We start from the raw sequence: 19,388 nt of genomic DNA, 5'->3' as shown, positions 1-19,388 counted from the left end.
GAACGATCTTCGAGGAGCCCCCGTGACCCATCGGTCCCGCCCCACCCTGAACGACCTGGACGCCGCCCTGCCGTTCGTCGAGCGCCACATCGGCCTGCGGGACAGCGACATCGCGCTGATGCTCGAGCGGCTCGGGTTCGACACCCTCGACGCGCTGATGACCGCTGCGGTGCCCGGTGGCATCCGTACGCCGGACCAGCTCGACCTCCCCTCGCCGCTGAGCGAGGAGGCTGCCGCGCGCGAGCTGCGGCACCTGGCACACCTCAACCGTCCCGGCGAGGCGATGATCGGACTCGGCTACCACGCCACGATCACGCCGCCGGTGATCCGCCGCAACGTGCTCGAGGACCCGAGCTGGTACACCGCCTACACGCCGTACCAGCCGGAGATCTCGCAGGGCCGGCTCGAGGCGCTGCTCAACTTCCAGACCGTGGTGGGCGACCTCACCGGCCTGCCGACGGCCAACGCGTCGCTCCTCGACGAGGGGACCGCGGCCGCCGAGGCGATGACGCTCGTCCGCCGGGCGAACAAGAAGGCGTCCGGCCCGTTCGTGGTCGACGCCGACGCGCTGCCGCAGACGATCGACGTGGTCCGGACCCGCGCGCAGGGGATGGGCATCGAGGTCGTCGTCGCCGACCTGACCGACGGCCTCCCCGACGGCGACCTGTCGGGCGTGCTGGTGCAGTACCCCGGTGTCTCCGGCCGGGTCTCGGACCCCCGTCACGTCATCGAGCAGGCCCACGAGCGCGGCGCGCTCGCTGTCGTCGCGTCCGACCTGCTGGCGCTGACCGTCCTCGAGTCGCCGGGTGAGCTGGGCGCCGATGTCGTCGTCGGATCCAGCCAGCGCTTCGGCGTCCCGCTGTTCTACGGCGGCCCCCACGCCGGCTTCATGAGCGTCGGTGCCGGGCTCGAGCGGCACCTGCCCGGCCGCCTGGTCGGGGTCTCGGTCGACGCCGAGGGCCGTCCGGCCTACCGGCTCGCGCTGCAGACCCGCGAGCAGCACATCCGCCGCGACAAGGCGACGTCGAACATCTGCACCGCTCAGGTGCTGCTCGCCGTCGTGGCGTCGATGTACGCCGTCTACCACGGCCCCGAGGGGCTCCGGTCGATCGCGGCGCGCACCCACCGCTACGCGGCGGTCCTCGCGGCAGCGCTCCGGGAGGGTGGCGTCGAGGTCGCCCACGGGGAGTTCTTCGACACCCTCACGATCGTGGTGCCCGGCCGCGCGGGCGAGATCGTCTCGACCGCCCGCACGCTCGGCCTCCAGCTGCGTCGCATCGACGCGGACACCGTGGGCGTGACGACGTCGGAGTGCACCACCCGCTCGACGCTCACCAGCGTGCTGAAGGCCTTCGGGGTCTCGGCCGATCTCCACGCCGTCGACGAGGCGACCGAGGACGCGCTGCCCGAGGGGCTGCGTCGCACCACGCCGTACCTCACCCACGAGGTGTTCTCCAGCCACCACAGCGAGACCGCGATGCTGCGCTACCTGCGCAAGCTGTCCGCCCGCGACTACGCGCTCGACCGCGGCATGATCCCGCTCGGCTCCTGCACGATGAAGCTCAACGCGACGACCGAGATGGAGCCCGTGTCGCTGCCCGGGTTCGCCGACCTGCACCCCTTCGCCCCGGCCGAGGATGCCGCGGGCTACCGCCAGCTGATCACCGACCTCGAGGGCTGGCTCGCCGAGGTGACGGGCTACGACCGGGTCTCGATCCAGCCCAACGCGGGCTCGCAGGGCGAGCTCGCCGGCCTGCTGGCGATCCGCGGCTACCACCAGGCCAACGGCCAGGGTGAGCGCGACGTCTGCCTGATCCCGTCGTCCGCCCACGGCACCAACGCGGCCTCCGCGGTGATGGCCGGCATGCGGGTCGTGGTCGTGAAGTCGACCGACGGGGGAGAGGTGGACCTCGCCGACCTGCGCGCGCAGTGCGAGAAGCACGCCGACGACCTCGCCGCGATCATGGTGACCTACCCGTCGACCCACGGCGCCTACGAGGACACCATCACCGAGCTGTGCGCGACCGTCCACCAGTACGGCGGTCAGGTCTACGTCGACGGGGCCAACCTCAACGCCCTGCTGGGCTACGCGAAGCCGGGTGAGTTCGGGGGCGACGTCTCGCACCTCAACCTGCACAAGACCTTCTGCATCCCGCACGGTGGCGGCGGTCCGGGCGTCGGCCCGGTCGCGGTGCGCTCCCACCTGGCGCCGTACCTCCCCTCGCACGCGATGCACCCCGAGGAGGCGAAGCGCTCCGGCATCGGTCCGATCAGCGCGGCGCCGTACGGCTCGGCGGGGATCCTGCCGATCTCGTGGGCCTACGTCCGGCTGATGGGAGCCGCGGGTCTGACCCGGGCGACCGCGGTCGCGGTGCTGTCGGCCAACTACATCGCAGCCCGGCTCGGTGAGCACTACCCGGTGCTCTACCGCGGCCACGGCGGGCTGGTCGCCCACGAGTGCATCCTCGACCTGCGCGGGCTGAGCAAGGACACCGGCGTCAGCGTGGACGACGTCGCCAAGCGGCTCGTCGACTACGGCTTCCACGCGCCGACCATGTCCTTCCCGGTCGCCGGCACGCTGATGGTCGAGCCGACCGAGTCCGAGGACCTGGCCGAGATCGACCGGTTCGTCGAGGCGATGATCGCGATCGGCGCCGAGATCGACCGGGTCGCGGCGGGGGAGTGGACGCCGGAGGAGTCACCGCTGCGCGGTGCCCCCCACACCTCGCGCGCGCTCGTCGGCGAGTGGGACCGCGCCTACTCCCGCGAGCTGGCGGTCTTCCCGAACGGCCCCGACCCGGACAAGTACTGGCCCCCGGTCGCCCGCATCGACCAGGCGTACGGCGACCGCAACCTGGTGTGCGCCTGCCCGCCTCTGGAAGCATTCGCCGAGTGACGGTCACCGACTACACCTCTCACCGCCTCCGCGCCCGCCTCGCCCACGCCCAGTCGACCGGCAAGCTGCCGTCGGTCGTCGCGGGCCTGGTCCGCGACGGCGAGCCGGTGTGGTTCGGCTCCTACGGGTCGCCCGCGGTGCCGGGTCACGACGCGCTCGACGTGCAGTACCGCATCGGGTCGATCACCAAGACCATGACCGCGGTGCTGGTCCTGCAGCTCGTCCGGGACGGTCGCCTCGCCCTCGACGATTCCGCGTCCGTCGTGCTGGGAGACGTGGGGTACGCCGACCGCTCGGTCCGCACGCTGCTCGCGCACAGCTCCGGCATGCAGTCGGAGCCGGCGGGTTCGTGGTGGGAGCGCTCGGTGGGTGGCTCGTTCGAGGACCTGGTCGCCGCCAACGACGGCTCGGCGGCGGCGTTCCCGACCCACCAGGAGTTCCACTACTCCAACCTCGGTTACGCGCTCCTCGGCGAGCTGGCGGCCCGCCTGATCGGCACGACCTGGTGGGACGCGGTCCGCGACCGGGTGCTCGTACCGCTCGGCATGACCCGCACGTCGTACCTCCCGGAGGGCGCCGCCGCCCAGGGGCTCTCCGTGCACCCGTACGACGGCACGCTGGTCGACGAGCCGTCGACCGACACCGGCGCGATGGCACCGGCCGGGCAGGTCTGGGCGACGATCACCGACCTCGCGACCTACGCGACCTTCCTCGGCCAGGGCCACCCCGACGTGCTGTCGAGCGAGGAGCTCGCGCAGGCCTTCGGCCCGCAGTCGGGCAACCCGCGAGACGGCGTGACCTACGCGCACGGGCTGGGCTTCCAGCTCTTCCCGGGCGGTTCGGGCACCCTCGCCGGGCACAGCGGCTCGATGCCGGGCTTCCTGGCAGCCTGCGTGGTCGACCGCAAGCGTCGAGCCGGTGCGGTCGTGCTCGCCAACGCGACCGCGGGCTACTCACCCGTACAGATCGTCACCGACCTGCTGGCCGAGCTCGAGGAGTGCGAGCCCACGATCGCCGAGCCCTGGCTGCCGTCCGCCGGCGTCCCCACCGAGCTGGCGGGCGTGCCGGGCGTGTGGCACTGGGGCAACACGCCGTTCGTCTTCGCCGTGGAGGGCACCGAGCTGGTCGCCCGCCGCAACGGCACCGAGTCCTACCGGTTCGCCGTGGTGGACGGTCGGGTCGTCGGACGGACGGGCTACCACGCGGGAGAGGAGCTGCGCGTCGTACGACGGGCGGACGGCTCCATCAGCCACCTCGACATCGCGACGTTCATCTACACGCGCACGCCGTACGACCCGGATGCCCCCATTCCTGGCGGGCACCCGGGCTGAGCCCTAGAAGGGCGCCTCGCCGACGCTGAAGGAGCACCCGGTGTGCGGGTCGCCCGCAGGTGCGGCGGGACCGTCGAGCCGGAGGTGGTTGAGCCTGCCCCGGTCGGCGACGCCGCCGTTGCCGATGAACGCCGTCCACCGCACCGCGTGACGCTTGACCTTCGCGGTCCGCGTGGCGTGCGCCGGGACGTTCACGATGGCATCGCGCTCGCACCCGGTCCTGTCCGTGGCGACGAAGGTGACGCCGCGGTCGTTGTTGTTGTGGACCCGCAGCACGCCCGGCCTGGTGGCCACCGGATACACGTCGACCGGCTGGACCGGGCGGATGACGACCGTCAGCGTCGCCGGCGTGAGCCGGGTGTGGTTGCACACGTAGTAGTCGATCGCGTGGGTCCCGCGCACGCCCGGGCGCGTCCCCACGAGGATCGTGCCGGTCGGCATCCCGTAGCTGCCGCCGTCCTCGACGTAGACGGGCGCCGAGGAGAACATCTCGCCGGGGAGTCGACACAGGTCGAGGTCGTCGCCGGCCGGGTCGCTGTCGTTGGCGAGGACGTCGATGGTCCCGCTCTCGCCGGGCCACAGGGTGATGGAGTCGTTCACGACGACCGGCGCATCCGTCTCGTCCGCCGCGACGGCGGGCGTCGTGCTCACGAGTGTGGCGCCGAGCACCAGAGCGAGGACCGCGGGAAGCCGCTTCATCGGGCCCACGCCCGCATCGTGCCGAGGGTGCCGCCGCCGCCCTTGCCACCGGAGCCGAGCCCACCGTGGTGGGGCGTGGGCAGGGCGGGACCGTCGAGCTCGATGTCGCGGACCCGGCCGTGGCCGGCGAGACCGCGGTGACCGATCAGCGCGATCCACTGGATCGTGTGCCGCTGGACCCGGACGACGCGGGTGCCGTGAGCAGGGATGGTGATCTTGCCGTCCGCTCGGGCAGCCCGGGGTGAGCCGTACCAGAACCTGATGTCCTGGCCGTTCTCGTTGGTGACGCGCAGGCGGCCGGGGTGGTCCTCGACCTTCTCGACCACCACCGGCGCGGCCGTGCGGATGGTCACCGTGAGGGTGGCCGGAGTCACGCGCGTGTGGCTGCACACCGAGTAGTCGACGGTGAACGTTCCCGACGACTGCGACAGCGCCATCACCAGCAGGGTGCCGGCCGGGGCGCCCATCGGGGAGGCGTCGGCGACGACGGCCCTCGGAACGGCCGGTCCGACCTCCTGCGGGAGCCAGCACACGGACAGCTCGTCGCCGGTCGGGTCGGTGTCGTTCGCCAGGACGTTGATCTGCTTGGCCTCGTAGGGCCAGAGCGAGATCGAGTCGTTGACGACGACCGGTGCCTGCGGGTCGACGTCGGCGGCGTACGACGGGGTGGCCGACGTCAGTGTCGCGCCGATCCCGATCGCGAGGACGGCCGTGATGGCCCGGGCGAGGGCGCGTGCGTGCATGGGTGTTCCGCTCTCCGAGTGTTGATGAACCGGGAGAACGGTAGGACACACGCGCCCTCGATGCCGATTTGTTGCAGCTACTCGACCGGAGTGCGCGTCACCTGCAGGTCGTAGACGAACGAGCCCGCGCAGTCGAGCGGGGTCGTGACGCCCTTCCAGGTGAGGGTGACGTGGTTGGCCAGCCGGCGGTGGGTGCCGTCGGTGACGATGTGCTGGCCGGCGTCCTCCAGCTCCTCGTGGACCGGCGTCCTCCGGCCGACCGCGTGTGCGTCGCCCCGGATGACAGCGCGCTTGCCGTCGAGCTTGACGGCGGCGTGGACCCTGCGGCCCTGCACGAGATCGTGCTTCGTGCCGTGGCTGGCGCCGTACTGCCCGTCGTTGATGACGACCTGCACCGTGTTGCCGGCGGTGCTGTTCTCGTAGACGAGCGCGTAGACGCGGTCGCCCTTCCACGTGCCGGAGCACTCGAGGACGGTGCCGTTCTCGTACGTCGTGGTGGGCTCGCCGGCGTGTGCCGCGCTCCCCAGGCCGATCAGGCCGGAGGTCGCGACAGCGGCCAGGACGCCCGTGATCAGCTGGTTGCTGCGCATGGTGGCTTCCTTGCTTCCTGTGTGGTGTGTCTGAACACAGGGAGTACGCCCGACCTCGCAGGTCGGTTGCATGCGAGGCGCAGAAAGTTCTACTGGGCCTGGGAGACGCTCGACATGTTGAAGTCGGGCACGCGGAGAGCGGGCATGGCCGTGCGGGAGAAGTAGTCGTCGCCCCACTCGCGGCTGAAGCACGGCACGGTCGCCGTGGACCCGCTGAACCGTCGGAGCAGGTCGACCGGGCTCTCGTTGAAGCGGAAGTTGTTGACCGCGCCGGTGATCTCGCCGTTCTCGACCAGGTAGACACCGTCGCGGGTCAGGCCGGTGAGCAGCAGGGTCTGCGGGTCGACCTCGCGGATGTACCAGAGGCAGGTCAGCAGGAGACCGCGCTCGGTGCCGGCGACCACGTCGTCGATGCCGCCCCTGGCTCCGTCGACAGTGAGCACCAGGTTGTCGATCGCGGGCGTGACCGGCAGCTTGGTCATCTCGGCGGAGTGTCGCGTCTGGACCAGCGACGTGAGCTCGCCGTCGCGGATCCAGTCGGTCGGCCCGAGCGTCAGCCCGTTGTCGAACACGGACGACTCGTTGCTCGACTGGGTCGCCACGGCGAACGGTGCGCACGCGAGGCCGGCGTACGACGGGTCGGAGAGCAGGTTTACGCCGGGGGAGGCGATGCGCTCCCCGACGCGGGTGCCGACGCCGCGACGGCTGTAGACGGACTGCCCCTCGTGGGCGACCCGCGCGCCGGCGTTCCAGTAGGCGTAGATCATCAGGTCGGCGACCGCGGTCGGCGGCAGGATCGTGTCGTAGCGACCGGCGGGCAGGTCGACACGGCGGTTCGCCCAGCCGAGGCGCTGGGCCAGCTCGGCCTCGAAGGCGAGCGGATCGACGTCGGCGAAGTCACGGGTCGCGCCACCCACCCAGGCGCTCGCGGAGAGGTCAGCGGTCTTGCCGGTGCAGCCGTAGTGGCCGGTGGGCTGGACGTGGCGCAGCCGCAGGCCGGTGGTCGAGCCGAGGTAGGTCGTCGTCATCTCGTGGTTGACGAAGCCGTAGAGGACCCGGTCGGCGGAGCTCGCGCGGCCGAACGCCTCACCCAGGGCGGGCGCGATGGCGTCGTAGACGTGGATGTCGGTGGGGACGGGCGCATCGTCCCAGTCGGGTGACGCCTTGTCGCGCACCAGCTCGGCGGCGTCCTCGGCGGGCGAGGAGGCTCGGGCCGCGGCGTCGGCGGCCTCGACGAGGGCGGTCACCCCGGCCTGGTCGGTGGCGTTGCCGGTCACCGAACCGGTGGCGACGCCGGCCCCGGTGCGGATGAACGAGATCACCGTGACGTCGAGGCCGTGCGTGACCCCGTTGGTGGTCAGCGTGTTGTTGGCCCACCGAAGGTTGGCGCTGGTGCGGTCCCGGACGATCGCGATGCAGTCGTCGGCGATCGACGTCGCCAGCGCGTGCTCGACGAAGGACTGGTGGAGGGACGTCATCAGTGGCCCGCCTCGGTGGTGGTGTTCAGGATGCGTACGCCGCGGAACAGCGCCGTCGGACAGCCGTGGCTCACGCTCGCGACCTGCCCGGGTTGGGCCTTGCCGCAGTTGAACGCGCCACCGAGCTGCCAGGTGTCGGGACCGCCGACGGCTTCCATGGAGTTCCAGAAGTCGGTCGTGGTCGCCTGGTAGGCGGCGTCGCGCACCTGCCCGACCAGCTCGCCGTCGGCGATCTTGTAGAAGCGCTGCCCGGTGAACTGGAAGTTGAAGCGCTGCATGTCGATGCTCCAGGACTTGTCGCCGACGATGAACAGCCCGTGGTCGACGCGGCTGATCAGCTCCTCGGTGCTCGGTCCGTCGGCTGCGGGCTGCAGCGACACGTTGGCCATCCGTTGGATGGGGATGTGGCCGGGGGAGTCGGCGTACGCACAGCCGTTGGAGCGTCCGCCGTTGAGGTCCGGGAACATCTCGCCCATCTGCCGGTCGAGCTGGTAGCCGACGAAGACGCCGTCCTTCACGATGTCCCAGCTCTGGGTCTGGACACCCTCGTCGTCGTACCCGATCGTGGCGAGCCCGTGCTCGACGGTGCGGTCGCCGGTCACGTTCATGACCGCCGATCCGTACTGCAGCGAGTTGAGCTTGTCGTACGTCGCGAACGAGGTGCCGGCGTAGTTGGCCTCGTAGCCGAGCGCGCGGTCGAGCTCGGTCGCGTGGCCGATCGACTCGTGGATGGTGAGCCACAGGTTGGAGGGATGGATCACGAGGTCGTAGGTGTCGGCCTCGACGCTCGGCGCCTTGAGCTTCTCGGCGAGCAGCTCGGGCACCTCCTCGATCTCGCCGTCCCAGTCCCAGCTGGCGGGACCGCCGGTGAGGTACTCCCACCCGCGACCGACGGGCGGCGCGATGCTCGACATCGAGTCGAAGGTGTCGGCGCCCGCGCCCATCGCCTCGAAGCCCGGCTGGAGGCGGACCCGCTGCTGGGTGGTCCGGGTGCCGGCGAGGTCGGCGTAGTACTTGTTCTCCTGCACCTGCAGGAGGAAGGCCGACGCGTGGTCGACCGCGGCTCCGGTGCGCAGTCGTTCGGTCCAGTCGATGAGGAGCGCGGACTTCTCGGGGACCGACACGTCGAAGGGGTTCACGTCGTACGCCGACACCCACTCGACATCGGCGTGGACCGGCTCGGGGGCCATCACGACCGGCGCGCTGGTCATCTCCGCGGAGACGCGCGCGACGGCGACCGCGGTCTCGGCGACCCGGACGGCCTCGTCGACGGTCAGCACGACGCCGGAGGCGAAGCCCCAGGCGCCGCCGTGGATCACCCGGACCGCGAAGCCGAGATCCTCCTGGTCGCTCGCGCCCTGGAGTGCGCCGTCGCGGACGGACAGCGACTGGTAGCGCACCCGCTCGAAGCGGAAGTCGGCATGGCTCGCCCCGAGCTCGCCGGCCCGTTGGAGGGCGACGTCGCCGAGGCTCCGGTAGGGCAGTGCGGTGAACGTCGGGTCCAGCGATCGCGCGCTCATGCGCCGAACCTATCCGATGCCGTCCACCGCGTTTTGGGACCGTCGGATGGGTACTGCCCCGCCATGACTGACGACGCGAAGAAGCTGGCCGAGCTCATCGACGACATCCCGATCGCGATGCTGACGACGTTCGGATCCGAGGGTCCGCGCAGCGTGCCGATGGCGCGGCAGGAGGTCGAGCCGTCCCTCGAGCTGTGGTTCATCACGGCCCGGGACACGGCGCACACCCGCGCGATTCAGCAGGAACCACGGGTCTCGCTGACCTTCTCGGCGCGGGACTCGTGGGTCGCGGCGTACGGCCGGGCCGAGGTCGTCGACGACACGGAGAAGCTGCGCGAGCTCTGGACCACCTTCGCCGAGGCCTGGCTGCCCGGCGGGCCGGAAGACCCGAACGCGACCCTGATCCGGGTCGACGTCGAGAGCGGGGAGTACTGGGACACGCCCGGCAGCAAGGTCGCCTCGCTCCTGAGCTTCGTCAAGACCAAGCTGACCGGTGACACCCTCGACGCCGACCACGGTCAGGTCGACGTCTGACGCTCAGCGGCTGACCCGCAGCGTCGATCCCTGCCGGGACTTCGAGACCAGGAGCTGGGTCGGGATCCGGTCGCGCATCTCGGCGACGTGGCTGACGACCCCGACGACCCTGCCTCCGTCGCGGAGCGAGTCGAGGGTGTCCATGACGTCGTCGAGGGTGTCGGCGTCGAGGGAGCCGAACCCCTCGTCGACGAAGAGCGTGTCGAGGTCGGCGCCGCCTGCCTCCTGCGTGACGACGTCGGCGAGACCCAGGGCCAGCGCGAGGGACACCACGAACGTCTCGCCGCCCGACAGGGTGGCCGGGTCACGGGACTCGCCGGACCAGTCGTCGCGGACCATGATGCTCAGCCCGCCGCGCGTCTCACCGGCGCCGCGGCGACCGGTGTGCTCGAGGGAGTAGCGCTGGTCGCTCATCCCGGCCAACCGGGCGTTGGCCGCTGCGACGACCTGGGACAGGCGGAAGGCCAGGACGTAGGCGGAGAGGCGCATCTGCAGGCGGTTGTCGGCGGACTTGCCGTCGACGAACGACGACAGCCGGGTGGTCAGGTCGAGGTCGTCGCGCAGCGGTGACCAGGCCCGGAGGGCCACCTGGAGGTCGGCGACCAGGTTGCCCAGGCGTTCGACACGGGTTGCCCACACCGACTCGCGTGCGCGGGCGGCGCTGAGCGCGGAGAGCGCCTCGGCGTGGGCGGACTCGAGCTCGGGCAGCGGGGGAGCGGTCGCAGCGGCGACCTCGTCGGCATCGGGCGCGGAGAGCACCGCCGTCACGGCGGCCAGACGGCGGTCGTGGTCGGCGACGTCGCGCGCCAGGGCGTCGTACGCGCGTTGGTCGAGAGCGGCCGCGACCGCCTCCGTGGCGGAGGCGAAGTCAGCGTCGATGACCGCCTGAGTGAGCGTCTGCTCCGCGGCGGCCAGCGAGCTGTCAGCGGTCGCGAGGTCGTCGAGCGTCTTCAGCGCAGCGCGGGCCGCGGCCTCCCGCTGGGTGTGGGCCGCGAGCTGAGCGTCGAGGTCGCCGTGGGCGAGCAGCTCCGCCTCGGTCGCCTCCGCCTCGGCCCGGAGCGCGGAGAGCGAGGCGGTCGCCGCGCTCACCTCCTCGGCGATCGCCGGGGGCACGACGTCGACGCGCTCGGTGGCCACCGCGAGGCGGGTCACGAGGTCGCGGACCTCGGTGTCGCGCAGGTGCTCGGTCGCGGCGGCGCCGTCGGCGGCCTTCTGCGCGGCCTTCTCGTCGTCGTCGCCGGGCGATCCGGTGCCGGTGGGCGCCTTGTGGGGGTGGTCGCAGGATCCGCAGACCGGGCACGACCCACCCACGACGAGCTGACCCGCCATCTCGGCCGCCATGCCCTGCAGCCGGGCCTCGCGGACGTCGAGCGCGCGGCCGCGCAGGACGTAGGCGTGCTCGCGGGCCTGGTCGTGGGCGACCCGGGCAGCGCCCAGCTCGTCGGTGAGGGCCTCGACCAGCGCGACTGCGTCGGCCCGGGCTCGCGCCTGGGCGTCGGCGAGCTGGACCAACCGCGCATCGAGCCGGACGATCTCGCTGCGCACCTGGCGCAGGCGCGAGGCGCGGGGCTGGAGGGCCCGCACCCAGGCGGCTCCGTCGACCGCCTCGGCGAGGGCTTCCTCGAGGGTCGGACGGTCGTCGACCTCCAGCCTGGCCACCGCGGTCTGCGCCGCTGCGCGCGCCCGCCGGGCTCGGACAGCCAGGTGCTCCAGGGGGACGACTCCCGCGGCCCGACGGGCGTCGTCGAGCCGCCCCCGAGCGGTCTCGTGCTCGGCGGCGGTCTCGATGAGCCGACGGTGCTCGGCAGCGGCGGATGCGAGCCGGACCCGCCGCTCCGCCAGGGCACGACCGGCCTCGAGGGCCGCGCGCGAGCTCGCCTCGGACTCGGTGGCCGCGGCGGCGACGATCGAGGCGCGGGCGCTCTCGCCGGTCGCAGCCTCGCGGAGGCCGACCGCCCACGGTCCGATCGACTCGGGCGTCTCGTCGACCTCGGGCGCCGCGACTCCGGTCGCCTCGCTGACCCGGCTGACCAGGTCGGCGACCTGCTCGCGGGCCGACTCGGAGGCGCGGCGCAGGGAGTTCTTGCGGTCGCGGAGCCAGCGCTCGACGTCCTCGAAGCGGCCGGTGCGGAAGAGCTGCTGCAGGAGCTGGTGGCGCTCCTCGGAGCGAGCCCGCAGAAACGCCTGGAACCGGCCCTGCGGCAGCATCGCGACCTGGGTGAACTGAGCGAGGTTCATCCCGACCAGCCGGCTGACCAGGTGGCCGGTCTCGTCCAGGCGCGTCGAGTGGGTGACCCAGGCACCGTCGATCCGCTCGGCGATGCTCACCGACGCCTGCTCGGTGGTGGTGCCGGAGCCGCGCTTCTTGGGGCGCTCCCAGGCGGGGGACCGCGTGATCCGGAAGCGGCGTCCCGAGAGCGTCGTCTCGAGCGTCACCCGGGGAGCGACACCTGGCGCCGCCTGGTCGCAGCGCAGCCGCTTGGCCGCGGACCGGTCGCCCGGGACGTCGCCGTACAACGCGAAGCAGACGGCGTCGAGGACGCTGGTCTTGCCCGCGCCCGTCGGCCCCGAGAGCAGGAAGAGACCGGCGTCGGAGAGGTGGTCGAAGTCGACGTGGACGGTGTCGGCGAAGGGCCCGAAGGCTGTCGCCTCGAGGTGGTGGAGCCTCATCCGACCGGCTCCGTGAGCAGCACGTCGGCGTCGGGGTCCTCCGCGCACGCGTCGCACGCGTCGAGGAGCAGGGCGGACTCGGCCTCGGTGGCGGCGCTGCCGCGCAGCTCGGAGACGAAGTCGAGCGCGATGGCGTGGTCGGAGCGCCCCGTGGTGCGGGCGAGCGGGACGGCCGTGGGGTCGCCTCCGGCCGGCTCGAACGCGAGCACCAGGGTGTGGGGGAACCGCGCCCGGAGCCGTTCCATCGCCTGCATCGGACGGCTGTCATCAGTCAACGTCGCTTGCACCCATGACGTCTCGTGGACATCGAGCCGGGGGTCGGCGAGCAGCTCGTCGATCGTGCCCCGGATCCGGGCCAGCGGGCGGGGGACCGGTGCCTCGACGAACTCGGCGTGGGTGGTGCCGTCGCTCCCCAGGTCGACGAGCCACGAGCCCTTGACCTGCGCGGCCTCGGAGAACGAGTAGGCGAGGGGGGAGCCGGAGTAGCGGACCGCGTCAGTGAGGGTGTGCGGGCCGTGGAGGTGGCCCAGGGCGGTGTAGTCGATGCCGTCGAAGACGCTGGTGGAGACGAGCGAGACCCCGCCGACGCTGATGTCGCGCTCGGAGTCGCTGGGCTGCGCGCCCGCCACGAACGCGTGGGCGAGGACGATCGATCGCGCGTTGCGGGAGCCCAGGTCGCTGCGGACCCGTCGCATCGCCTCGGCCAGGGCGGCCTCGTGGCTGCGGCCGGTCAGCCCCCAGGGCTCGCGGACCGCGTCGGGGTCGAGGTAGGGGATGCCGTAGACCGCGACCGGCCCGTGGTCGTCGTCGAGCAGGACGGGAGTGCCAACGGAGGCGGCGTCGGTGCGGATGAAGACACCGGCGGCGTCGATCAGGCGCGAGCTGAACCCGAGCCGCTGGGCCGAGTCGTGGTTGCCACTGGTGATGACCACCTTGGCGCGGCTCGCCGCCAGCCGCGCGAGCGTCTCGTCGGCGAGCCGGACGGCGTCGACGTGGGGGAGCGCACGGTCGTAGACGTCGCCCGCGACGACCACGAGGTCGACCCGCTCGGCCTCCACGACCTCCAGCAGGTGGTCGACGTACGCAGCCTGGTGGCCGAGCATGCCCTCCCGGTGGAAGGACCGCCCGAGGTGCCAGTCGGAGGTGTGGAGGATGCGCACACCGCCACGGTAGGAGCGGGCGCCGACAGTGCTGCGTACCCACGCCGAGCCGCAGCCCTCGGGGCCTGCGGTTTGGTCACAAACCGCAACGAAACGGGCCGATTGTCTGCGGTTGGTGACCAAACCACATGCCGACGGTCAGGTGTAGCGGACGCACCGATCGGCCCGCGTGAAGCCGTAGAGCACCAGACCGGACTCCTCGGCGAGCCGGGCGGAGAGGCTCGTGGGGGCACCGACGGCGACCAGCGACCCGGTGCCGGCGGCGACCGCCTTCTGCACGAGCTCGAATCCGGCACGGCCGCTCACGACCAGGCAGGCGGCAGCAGGATCGTGGCCGGCCAGGACGCGGGCGCCGGTGACCTTGTCGACGGCGTTGTGCCGCCCGACGTCCTCGCGTACGGCGAGCAGGTCACCGTCAGCGGTCGCCAGGGCGGCCGCGTGGACGCCGCCGGTGCGCGCGAAGACCGCCTGGTGCTCGCGCAGCCGGTCGGGCAGCGTCCGCACCACCTCCGGCGAGGGCAGCGGACCGGTCCACCGCGAGGCGGCCGGGGCCGCGAGCGCCTCCGCGATGCTGTCCTTGCCGCAGACCCCGCAGGCCGACGACCCGGACGACTGCCCGACGTGCCGGTGCCCCGGATCGCGCGCCGGGGGAGCACCGAGCGTCACCGTGACGACGTTGAACTCCTGCTCCGGCGTCAGGTCGGTGTCGGTGCAGTAGGCGATCCCCGAGATCGCGCCCGGCCCGATGAGTCCCTCGTGCAGCAGCCAGCCAGCGGCCAGCTCGAAGTCGTTGCCGGGGGTGCGCATCGTGACCCACACCCGCCGCGCCGGTGCGCCGGGCCACGCGAGCCGGATCTCCAGCGGCTCCTCGGTCGCCAGACGGTCCTCGTGGTGGCGCTCGCCGGCCGCCGTCAGCTCGCGCACACGCGTGCGGACCGTCGGCCCCGGGCGTCGCGCGCGGTCGGTGGTCACGAGACCGGGAACGCCTTGCGTACGGCGAGCTCCCGCGACAGCAGGTCCGCCTGGTCGACCAGCTGGCGCCGGACCTGCGGGACCAGGCTCTCGTCGTCGATCAGGGTCTGTGCCTGGTCGAGCGTCGACTGCCGGACGGCGGTCCGCGGGAAGAAGAAGAGCGCCGCGTCCGCGAGCACCCATCCACTGCGCACCCCGACGGTGGCCGGCAGGTCGGCGAAGTAGCGGTCGACGTACTCGTCGGTCACGGCCTCCTGGCCGGAGCGCCACATGCCGAGGGCGGCCGCCTCGAGCTCGTAGTTGGGCACGTCGAGCCGCCCGGTGAAGACGTCCCACGCGAGAGCCTTCGCCTCGGCGTCGGGCAGTGAGACCACGGCCCGCATGTGCTCCACACGCGAGCGGCCGGTCGGCTCGGCGTCCAGGGCGGCCTGCAGCTCGGACCGGTCGGTCGCGCCCAGGGTCGCCAGCCGGACCAGGAGGCGCCAGCGCAGCTCGAGGTCGACGTCGATGCCCTCGGGCGGGGTCGACAGCCAGCCGCGCAGCTCGTCGGGGTCCGAGGCCGAGGCGATCGAGGCCCGGAAGGCCGACAGCTGCAGCTCGGAGCCGACCGGCAGGCCGGCCAGCTTGGCGAGCGCGGCGCGGTGGAGACGGTCAGCGCTCCCGGCGGGTGCGAGGGGCAGGACCCGGCCGAACAGCCACGGCAACGTACGCCGCTGGGTGTCCTCGAGGTCCTCGATCGGCAGGCTGGCCTCGGCCAGGTCGACCAGGTCGGCGGGGGAGACGAGGGCGTTGTGGAAGCCGGTGCGCAGGTTGTTCCAGATGCCCGCCCTGAGGGCGGCGTCCTCGATGTCGGGCAGCAACGACTTCAGCGCGTCGACGGTCGCCGGGTCGGGCATGACGGCGGCCCAGGTCTCCTCGTAGGGGTCGAGCACCACGGCGTCGCCAGCCACCTCGAACGGCGTCTCGGGTCCCTCGACGGTGAGCGTCTGCGTCGACCACGTGCCGTCGGTCGCCACCGCGACCTGGAACGTGTGGGAGCGGTCGGCGGGGTGCTCTGCCGGAGGCGTACGGCGGACGACGCCGGCCTCCCGGTCGAGCACGATGGCGTCGGGACCGGCGGTCCGCAGCCAGTTGGCGCTGAACGACGAGAGGTCGCCGGCTCCGGCTCGCTCCCAGCTGTCGATGAGGTCGTGCATCGTCGCGTTGCCGAAGCGGTGCCGGGTGAAGTGGTCGATCACCCCGGCGAAGAAGACGTCGTCGCCGAGCGAGGCGGCGAGCTGCTTGAGGATGCTCGAGCCCTTGGCGTAGGAGATGCCGTCGAAGTCCTGCAGCGCGGCGACCGCGTCGACGGCGCCGTTGCCGGCCACCGGGTGGGTGCTCGGCGCCTGGTCGGCGGTCAGACCCCACTGACGGCGCGCGTAGGCGTTGTCGACCCACGTGTCGTCGTACTCCGTGACGTCGGCGGTCACCCGGTTGCCCATGTACTCGGCGAAGGACTCGTTGAGCCACAGGTCGTCCCACCACTGCGGCGTCACGATGTTGCCGAACCACTGGTGTGCCATCTCGTGGGCGATGGTCGACGCGCGGTTGATGCGCTGACCGCGGGTGACCCGCGAGGAGAAGATCAGCGGGTCCCGGAAGGTGACGCAGCCGGGGTTCTCCATCGCTCCGGCGTTGAACTCCGGCACGAACGCCTGGTGGTAGTTGCCGAAGGGGTAGCGGATGCCGAAGAGACGGTGGAACTCGTCGAAGCACTGCTTGGTGATCGTGAAGATCTCCTCGGCGTCCGCGTCGAGGTCCTTGGCCAGGCTCGCCCGCACCGAGAGGCTGAGCGGGATGCCGTCGTGCTCGTCGTGGATGACGTAGTAGGGGCCGGCGACCAGGGTGACGAAGTAGGTCGACAGGGGGTGGCTGCGCTCGAGCTCCCAGACGCCGGGTTCAGGGTTGGTCCCCGGGGCGTTGCCGATCACGGTCCAGTCCTCCGGAGCTCGGACGTGGAACGTGTACGGCGCCTTGAGATCGGGCTGGTCGAAGCAGGCGAAGATCGAGGGTGCGGCGTCCATGAAGGACATGCCGTAGACGTAGTGCAGCCCGTCGGCGGGGTCGACGCTGCGGTGCAGACCCTCGCCGTCGTTGCGGAAGCGCATGACGGCGTCGACGACCAGCTCGTTGGCGCCCGCGACGGTCTCCAGCGGGTAGCGACCGCGGTCGAGCAGACCCGGGTCGAGCACGTCGCCGTTCAGGCGGATCTCGTCGAGGCGCTCGGGCTTCAGGTCGAGGAACGTCGGTCCGCCGGCGCTGGTGAAACGCACGGTCGTGATCGACCGGAAGGTCTTCTCGTCACCGGCCAGGTCGAGGCGGACGTCGTAGTCGTCGACGCTCAGGAGCTCGCGGCGGGCGATGGCCTCGGTGCGCTGAAGGCTTTGGTACGGGCTGCTCACGCGGACACCCTATGTCGGGCTTATGTTGGCTTCGTGACTGAGGCGAAGGAGGAGCTGCTGGCCCTGATCCGGGACTCCGTGATCGGTGACGACCACGTCATGCAGACGCCGTACGGCGCCCGCCGGGTCACCTACGCCGACTACACCGCCTCGGGCCGTGCGCTCACCTTCATCGAGGACTTCATCCGCGACCAGGTGCTGCCCAGCTATGCCAACACCCACACCGAGTCGAGCGGCACCGGCCTCCAGACGACCCGGCTGCGCGAGGAGGCGCGGGAGATCATCCGGGAGTCGGTCGGTGGCGACGACGACACCGTCGTCCTGTTCGCCGGCTCCGGGTGCACCGGTGCGATCGCCAAGCTGATCGGCGTCCTCGGGCTGCGCATCCCGTCGGTCCTCGAGGACTCCCACCGCCTCTCCGACCACATCGCCCCCGAAGAGCGGCCGGTCGTGTTCGTCGGCCCCTACGAGCACCACTCGAACGAGGTGCCGTGGCGCGAGACGATCGCGGACGTCGTCACCATCCGCCAGGACGAGGACGGTGGCGTCGACCAGGACGACCTGCGCGTCCAGCTCGAGAAGTACGCCGCCCGTCCGCTGAAGATCGGCTCGTTCTCGGCCGCGTCCAACGTGACCGGGATCGTGTCCGACACCGCGAGCATCGCGACGCTCCTGCACGAGCACGGTGCTCTCAGCTTCTGGGACTTCGCTGCGGCGGCGCCGTACGTCCGGATCCAGATGGGTCCCGTGGCCGACCAGCCGCTGTCCTACAAGGACGCGGTCTTCCTGTCGCCCCACAAGTTCATCGGCGGACCGTCCACCCCGGGCGTCCTGGTGGCGCGCCGGGCGCTGTTCGCCAACCGGGTGCCCGACGTCCCCGGCGGCGGCACCGTCGCCTACGTCAACGACGACGACCACAGCTACCTGGCCGACCCCACCCACCGAGAGGAGGGCGGCACGCCGGCGATCATCGAGTCGATCCGCGCCGGGCTGGTCTTCCAGCTCAAGGAGGCCGTCGGCACCGACACGATCCGGGAGCAGGAGGAGCGCCACCTGCGCCGAGCCGTCGCGGCCTGGGCCGACGAGCCGTCCATCGAGCTGCTCGGCAACCTCGACGCCGACCGACTCTCGATCGTGTCCTTCGTGCTCCGCTCACCGAGCGGGCGCTACCTCCACCACAACTACGTCGTGGCCCTGCTCAACGACCTCTTCGGCATCCAGTCGCGCGGCGGCTGCTCGTGCGCCGGCCCCTACGGCCACCGGCTGCTCGGCATCGACCTCGAGCGCTCCCACGAGTTCGAGCGCGAGATCACCGGCGGCTGCGAGGGCATCAAGCCGGGGTGGGTCCGGATCAACTTCAACTACTTCGTCTCCGACGCGGTCGTCGACTACCTCATCGCCGCGGTCGCGCTGGTCGCGCGCGAGGGCTGGAAGCTGCTCGGCGACTACCGCTTCGAGGTCGCCACCGGGCTGTGGCGCCACCGCGACGGCCTCGTCACGCCGCCGCTGTCGCTGCGCGACGTGTCGTACGCCGACGGTCGCGCGACCATGCCGACCAACCGGGCCACCGGGGGAGAGGACCTCCTCGCCGAGCACCTGCGCGACGGGGCCGCCCTGCTCGCGGCAGCCGTCGGCCCGGACCTCACCGGGCACCCCGGCAACGTCAGCGCCGACTTCGAGCACCTGAGGTGGTTTGACCTCCCCGCTTCGAGCTTGCTCGAAGCGGAGTAGGAGGTCAGGTCGAGTAGCGCCCGCGACCGAGGAACGAGGTCGCGACGGCGCGTATCGAGACCAGCTTGTGCTGCTGACCGAGTAGGTCAACCCCGGGCGAGCCAGGGGGACACGGGGTAGCTGTCGTCCGAGTCTCCGCCACTCGCGTCCTCGGTGAGCACGACGAAGCGGATCGCCCCGTAGTCCCCGCCGCCGAGGCACGAGGACGGCATCCGGAGCCTGACCGTGGGTTCGTCAGCGCTCCAGGTCACCCGGAAGCCGGGGCACGGGATCCGTGCGGAGCTCCCGCCGTGGTCGGAGAAGGCGCGGCCGACCACGAGGTCGGTCGTGTGACCGACCGGGCGGTGCTCGCTGATCAGCCGGACGCCGCGTCCGCCGCGCTGGTCGATGCTGACGACCAGGTTGCCGCGCGACGAGCCGTCGTAGCGGACGGACGCCACGAGCGCGTGGTCGCCGTTGTCGACCTTGACCCGGGTGATGTCGAGCGGACCCGACGCGTCACCGGCGTCCTCGCCGATGACGACCGACTCGGCCGTGGCCGGGCCCGCGCCGAGCACCAGAGCGGCCGCCGTGCATCCGAGCATCTTCCCGAGAGATCGCAGCATGGGGTCACCCTGCCACAG

14 protein-coding genes are annotated in these 19,388 nt (G+C 71.9%); 4 read left to right on the top strand and 10 right to left on the bottom strand.

Annotated elements, in window-relative coordinates; genetic code table 11:
• The first annotated feature begins 22 nt into the window (after positions 1-22).
• Positions 23-2,896 carry an aminomethyl-transferring glycine dehydrogenase gene (gcvP, locus tag ABLE68_RS19490; RefSeq protein ID WP_348873590.1) on the top strand — a complete coding sequence of 958 codons (2,874 nt, stop codon included), beginning with the start codon at positions 23-25 and terminating at the stop codon, positions 2,894-2,896.
• Entirely contained in the window at positions 2,893-4,227 is a 1,335-nt protein-coding gene (locus tag ABLE68_RS19485) for a serine hydrolase domain-containing protein (RefSeq protein ID WP_348873589.1), read from the top strand. Before gcvP ends, ABLE68_RS19485 begins: the two co-directional genes overlap by 4 nt.
• 3 nt (positions 4,228-4,230) lie before the next feature.
• Here the strand turns inward: ABLE68_RS19485 and ABLE68_RS19480 are convergent, their stop codons facing one another.
• The 5 genes from ABLE68_RS19480 to ABLE68_RS19460 form a co-directional block, all read right to left on the bottom strand.
• Positions 4,231-4,926 (bottom strand): Ig-like domain-containing protein, encoded by a 696-nt coding sequence (locus ABLE68_RS19480; protein WP_348874386.1) that lies wholly within the window; start codon positions 4,924-4,926, stop codon positions 4,231-4,233.
• Positions 4,923-5,669 (bottom strand): Ig-like domain-containing protein, encoded by a 747-nt coding sequence (locus ABLE68_RS19475; protein WP_348873588.1) that lies wholly within the window; start codon positions 5,667-5,669, stop codon positions 4,923-4,925. The genes ABLE68_RS19480 and ABLE68_RS19475 overlap by 4 nt, the downstream gene beginning before the upstream one ends.
• Positions 5,670-5,746: 77 nt before the next feature.
• Positions 5,747-6,259 carry a hypothetical protein gene (locus ABLE68_RS19470; RefSeq protein ID WP_348873587.1) on the bottom strand — a complete coding sequence of 171 codons (513 nt, stop codon included), beginning with the start codon at positions 6,257-6,259 and terminating at the stop codon, positions 5,747-5,749.
• 89 nt (positions 6,260-6,348) lie between these two features.
• Positions 6,349-7,737: a metallopeptidase TldD-related protein gene (locus tag ABLE68_RS19465; RefSeq protein ID WP_348873586.1), complete on the bottom strand. Its 1,389-nt coding sequence runs from the start codon at positions 7,735-7,737 to the stop codon at positions 6,349-6,351.
• Entirely contained in the window at positions 7,737-9,257 is a 1,521-nt protein-coding gene (locus ABLE68_RS19460; protein WP_348873585.1) for a TldD/PmbA family protein, read from the bottom strand. The genes ABLE68_RS19465 and ABLE68_RS19460 overlap by 1 nt, the downstream gene beginning before the upstream one ends.
• 63 nt (positions 9,258-9,320) lie before the next feature.
• Between ABLE68_RS19460 and ABLE68_RS19455 the strand changes: the two genes are divergently transcribed.
• Positions 9,321-9,791, top strand: coding sequence for a pyridoxamine 5'-phosphate oxidase family protein (locus ABLE68_RS19455; RefSeq protein WP_348873584.1), 471 nt, complete (start codon positions 9,321-9,323; stop codon positions 9,789-9,791).
• A gap of 3 nt (positions 9,792-9,794) precedes the next feature.
• Here ABLE68_RS19455 and ABLE68_RS19450 read toward each other — a convergent pair whose 3' ends face one another.
• From ABLE68_RS19450 to pepN, 4 genes are all read right to left on the bottom strand, one after another.
• Positions 9,795-12,461 (bottom strand): AAA family ATPase, encoded by a 2,667-nt coding sequence (locus ABLE68_RS19450; protein WP_348873583.1) that lies wholly within the window; start codon positions 12,459-12,461, stop codon positions 9,795-9,797.
• Positions 12,458-13,621, bottom strand: coding sequence for an exonuclease SbcCD subunit D (locus ABLE68_RS19445; protein WP_348873582.1), 1,164 nt, complete (start codon positions 13,619-13,621; stop codon positions 12,458-12,460). The genes ABLE68_RS19450 and ABLE68_RS19445 overlap by 4 nt, the downstream gene beginning before the upstream one ends.
• Before the next feature lie 138 nt (positions 13,622-13,759).
• Positions 13,760-14,593 carry a formate dehydrogenase accessory sulfurtransferase FdhD gene (locus tag ABLE68_RS19440; protein ID WP_348873581.1) on the bottom strand — a complete coding sequence of 278 codons (834 nt, stop codon included), beginning with the start codon at positions 14,591-14,593 and terminating at the stop codon, positions 13,760-13,762.
• Positions 14,590-17,034 carry an aminopeptidase N gene (gene pepN / locus ABLE68_RS19435; RefSeq protein WP_348873580.1) on the bottom strand — a complete coding sequence of 815 codons (2,445 nt, stop codon included), beginning with the start codon at positions 17,032-17,034 and terminating at the stop codon, positions 14,590-14,592. Before pepN ends, ABLE68_RS19440 begins: the two co-directional genes overlap by 4 nt.
• A 33-nt stretch (positions 17,035-17,067) precedes the next feature.
• Between pepN and ABLE68_RS19430 the strand changes: the two genes are divergently transcribed.
• Positions 17,068-18,765, top strand: coding sequence for an aminotransferase class V-fold PLP-dependent enzyme (locus ABLE68_RS19430; protein ID WP_348873579.1), 1,698 nt, complete (start codon positions 17,068-17,070; stop codon positions 18,763-18,765).
• Between the two features lie 86 nt (positions 18,766-18,851).
• Here the strand turns inward: ABLE68_RS19430 and ABLE68_RS19425 are convergent, their stop codons facing one another.
• Positions 18,852-19,370, bottom strand: coding sequence for a hypothetical protein (locus ABLE68_RS19425; RefSeq protein ID WP_348873578.1), 519 nt, complete (start codon positions 19,368-19,370; stop codon positions 18,852-18,854).
• Positions 19,371-19,388: the final 18 nt, after the last annotated feature.

Origin of the sequence: Nocardioides pollutisoli, assembly GCF_040045055.1 — a bacterium.
In the GTDB taxonomy this organism is placed as follows: domain Bacteria; phylum Actinomycetota; class Actinomycetes; order Propionibacteriales; family Nocardioidaceae; genus Nocardioides; species Nocardioides tweenelious.
The sequence above is the reverse complement of the archived record's forward strand: the minus strand, read 5'-3'. Positions and strand labels throughout refer to the sequence as shown.

Excerpts from the sequence above, each read along its gene's own strand:
- ABLE68_RS19480 (WP_348874386.1), bottom strand. The coding sequence starts at position 4,926 with ATGAAGCGGCTTCCCGCGGTCCTCGCTCTGGTGCTCGGCGCCACACTC.
- ABLE68_RS19475 (WP_348873588.1), bottom strand. The coding sequence starts at position 5,669 with ATGCACGCACGCGCCCTCGCCCGGGCCATCACGGCCGTCCTCGCGATC.
- ABLE68_RS19470 (WP_348873587.1), bottom strand. The coding sequence starts at position 6,259 with ATGCGCAGCAACCAGCTGATCACGGGCGTCCTGGCCGCTGTCGCGACC.
- ABLE68_RS19465 (WP_348873586.1), bottom strand. The coding sequence starts at position 7,737 with ATGACGTCCCTCCACCAGTCCTTCGTCGAGCACGCGCTGGCGACGTCG.
- ABLE68_RS19460 (WP_348873585.1), bottom strand. The coding sequence starts at position 9,257 with ATGAGCGCGCGATCGCTGGACCCGACGTTCACCGCACTGCCCTACCGG.
- ABLE68_RS19455 (WP_348873584.1), top strand. The coding sequence starts at position 9,321 with ATGACTGACGACGCGAAGAAGCTGGCCGAGCTCATCGACGACATCCCG.
- ABLE68_RS19450 (WP_348873583.1), bottom strand. The coding sequence starts at position 12,461 with ATGAGGCTCCACCACCTCGAGGCGACAGCCTTCGGGCCCTTCGCCGAC.
- ABLE68_RS19425 (WP_348873578.1), bottom strand. The coding sequence starts at position 19,370 with ATGCTGCGATCTCTCGGGAAGATGCTCGGATGCACGGCGGCCGCTCTG.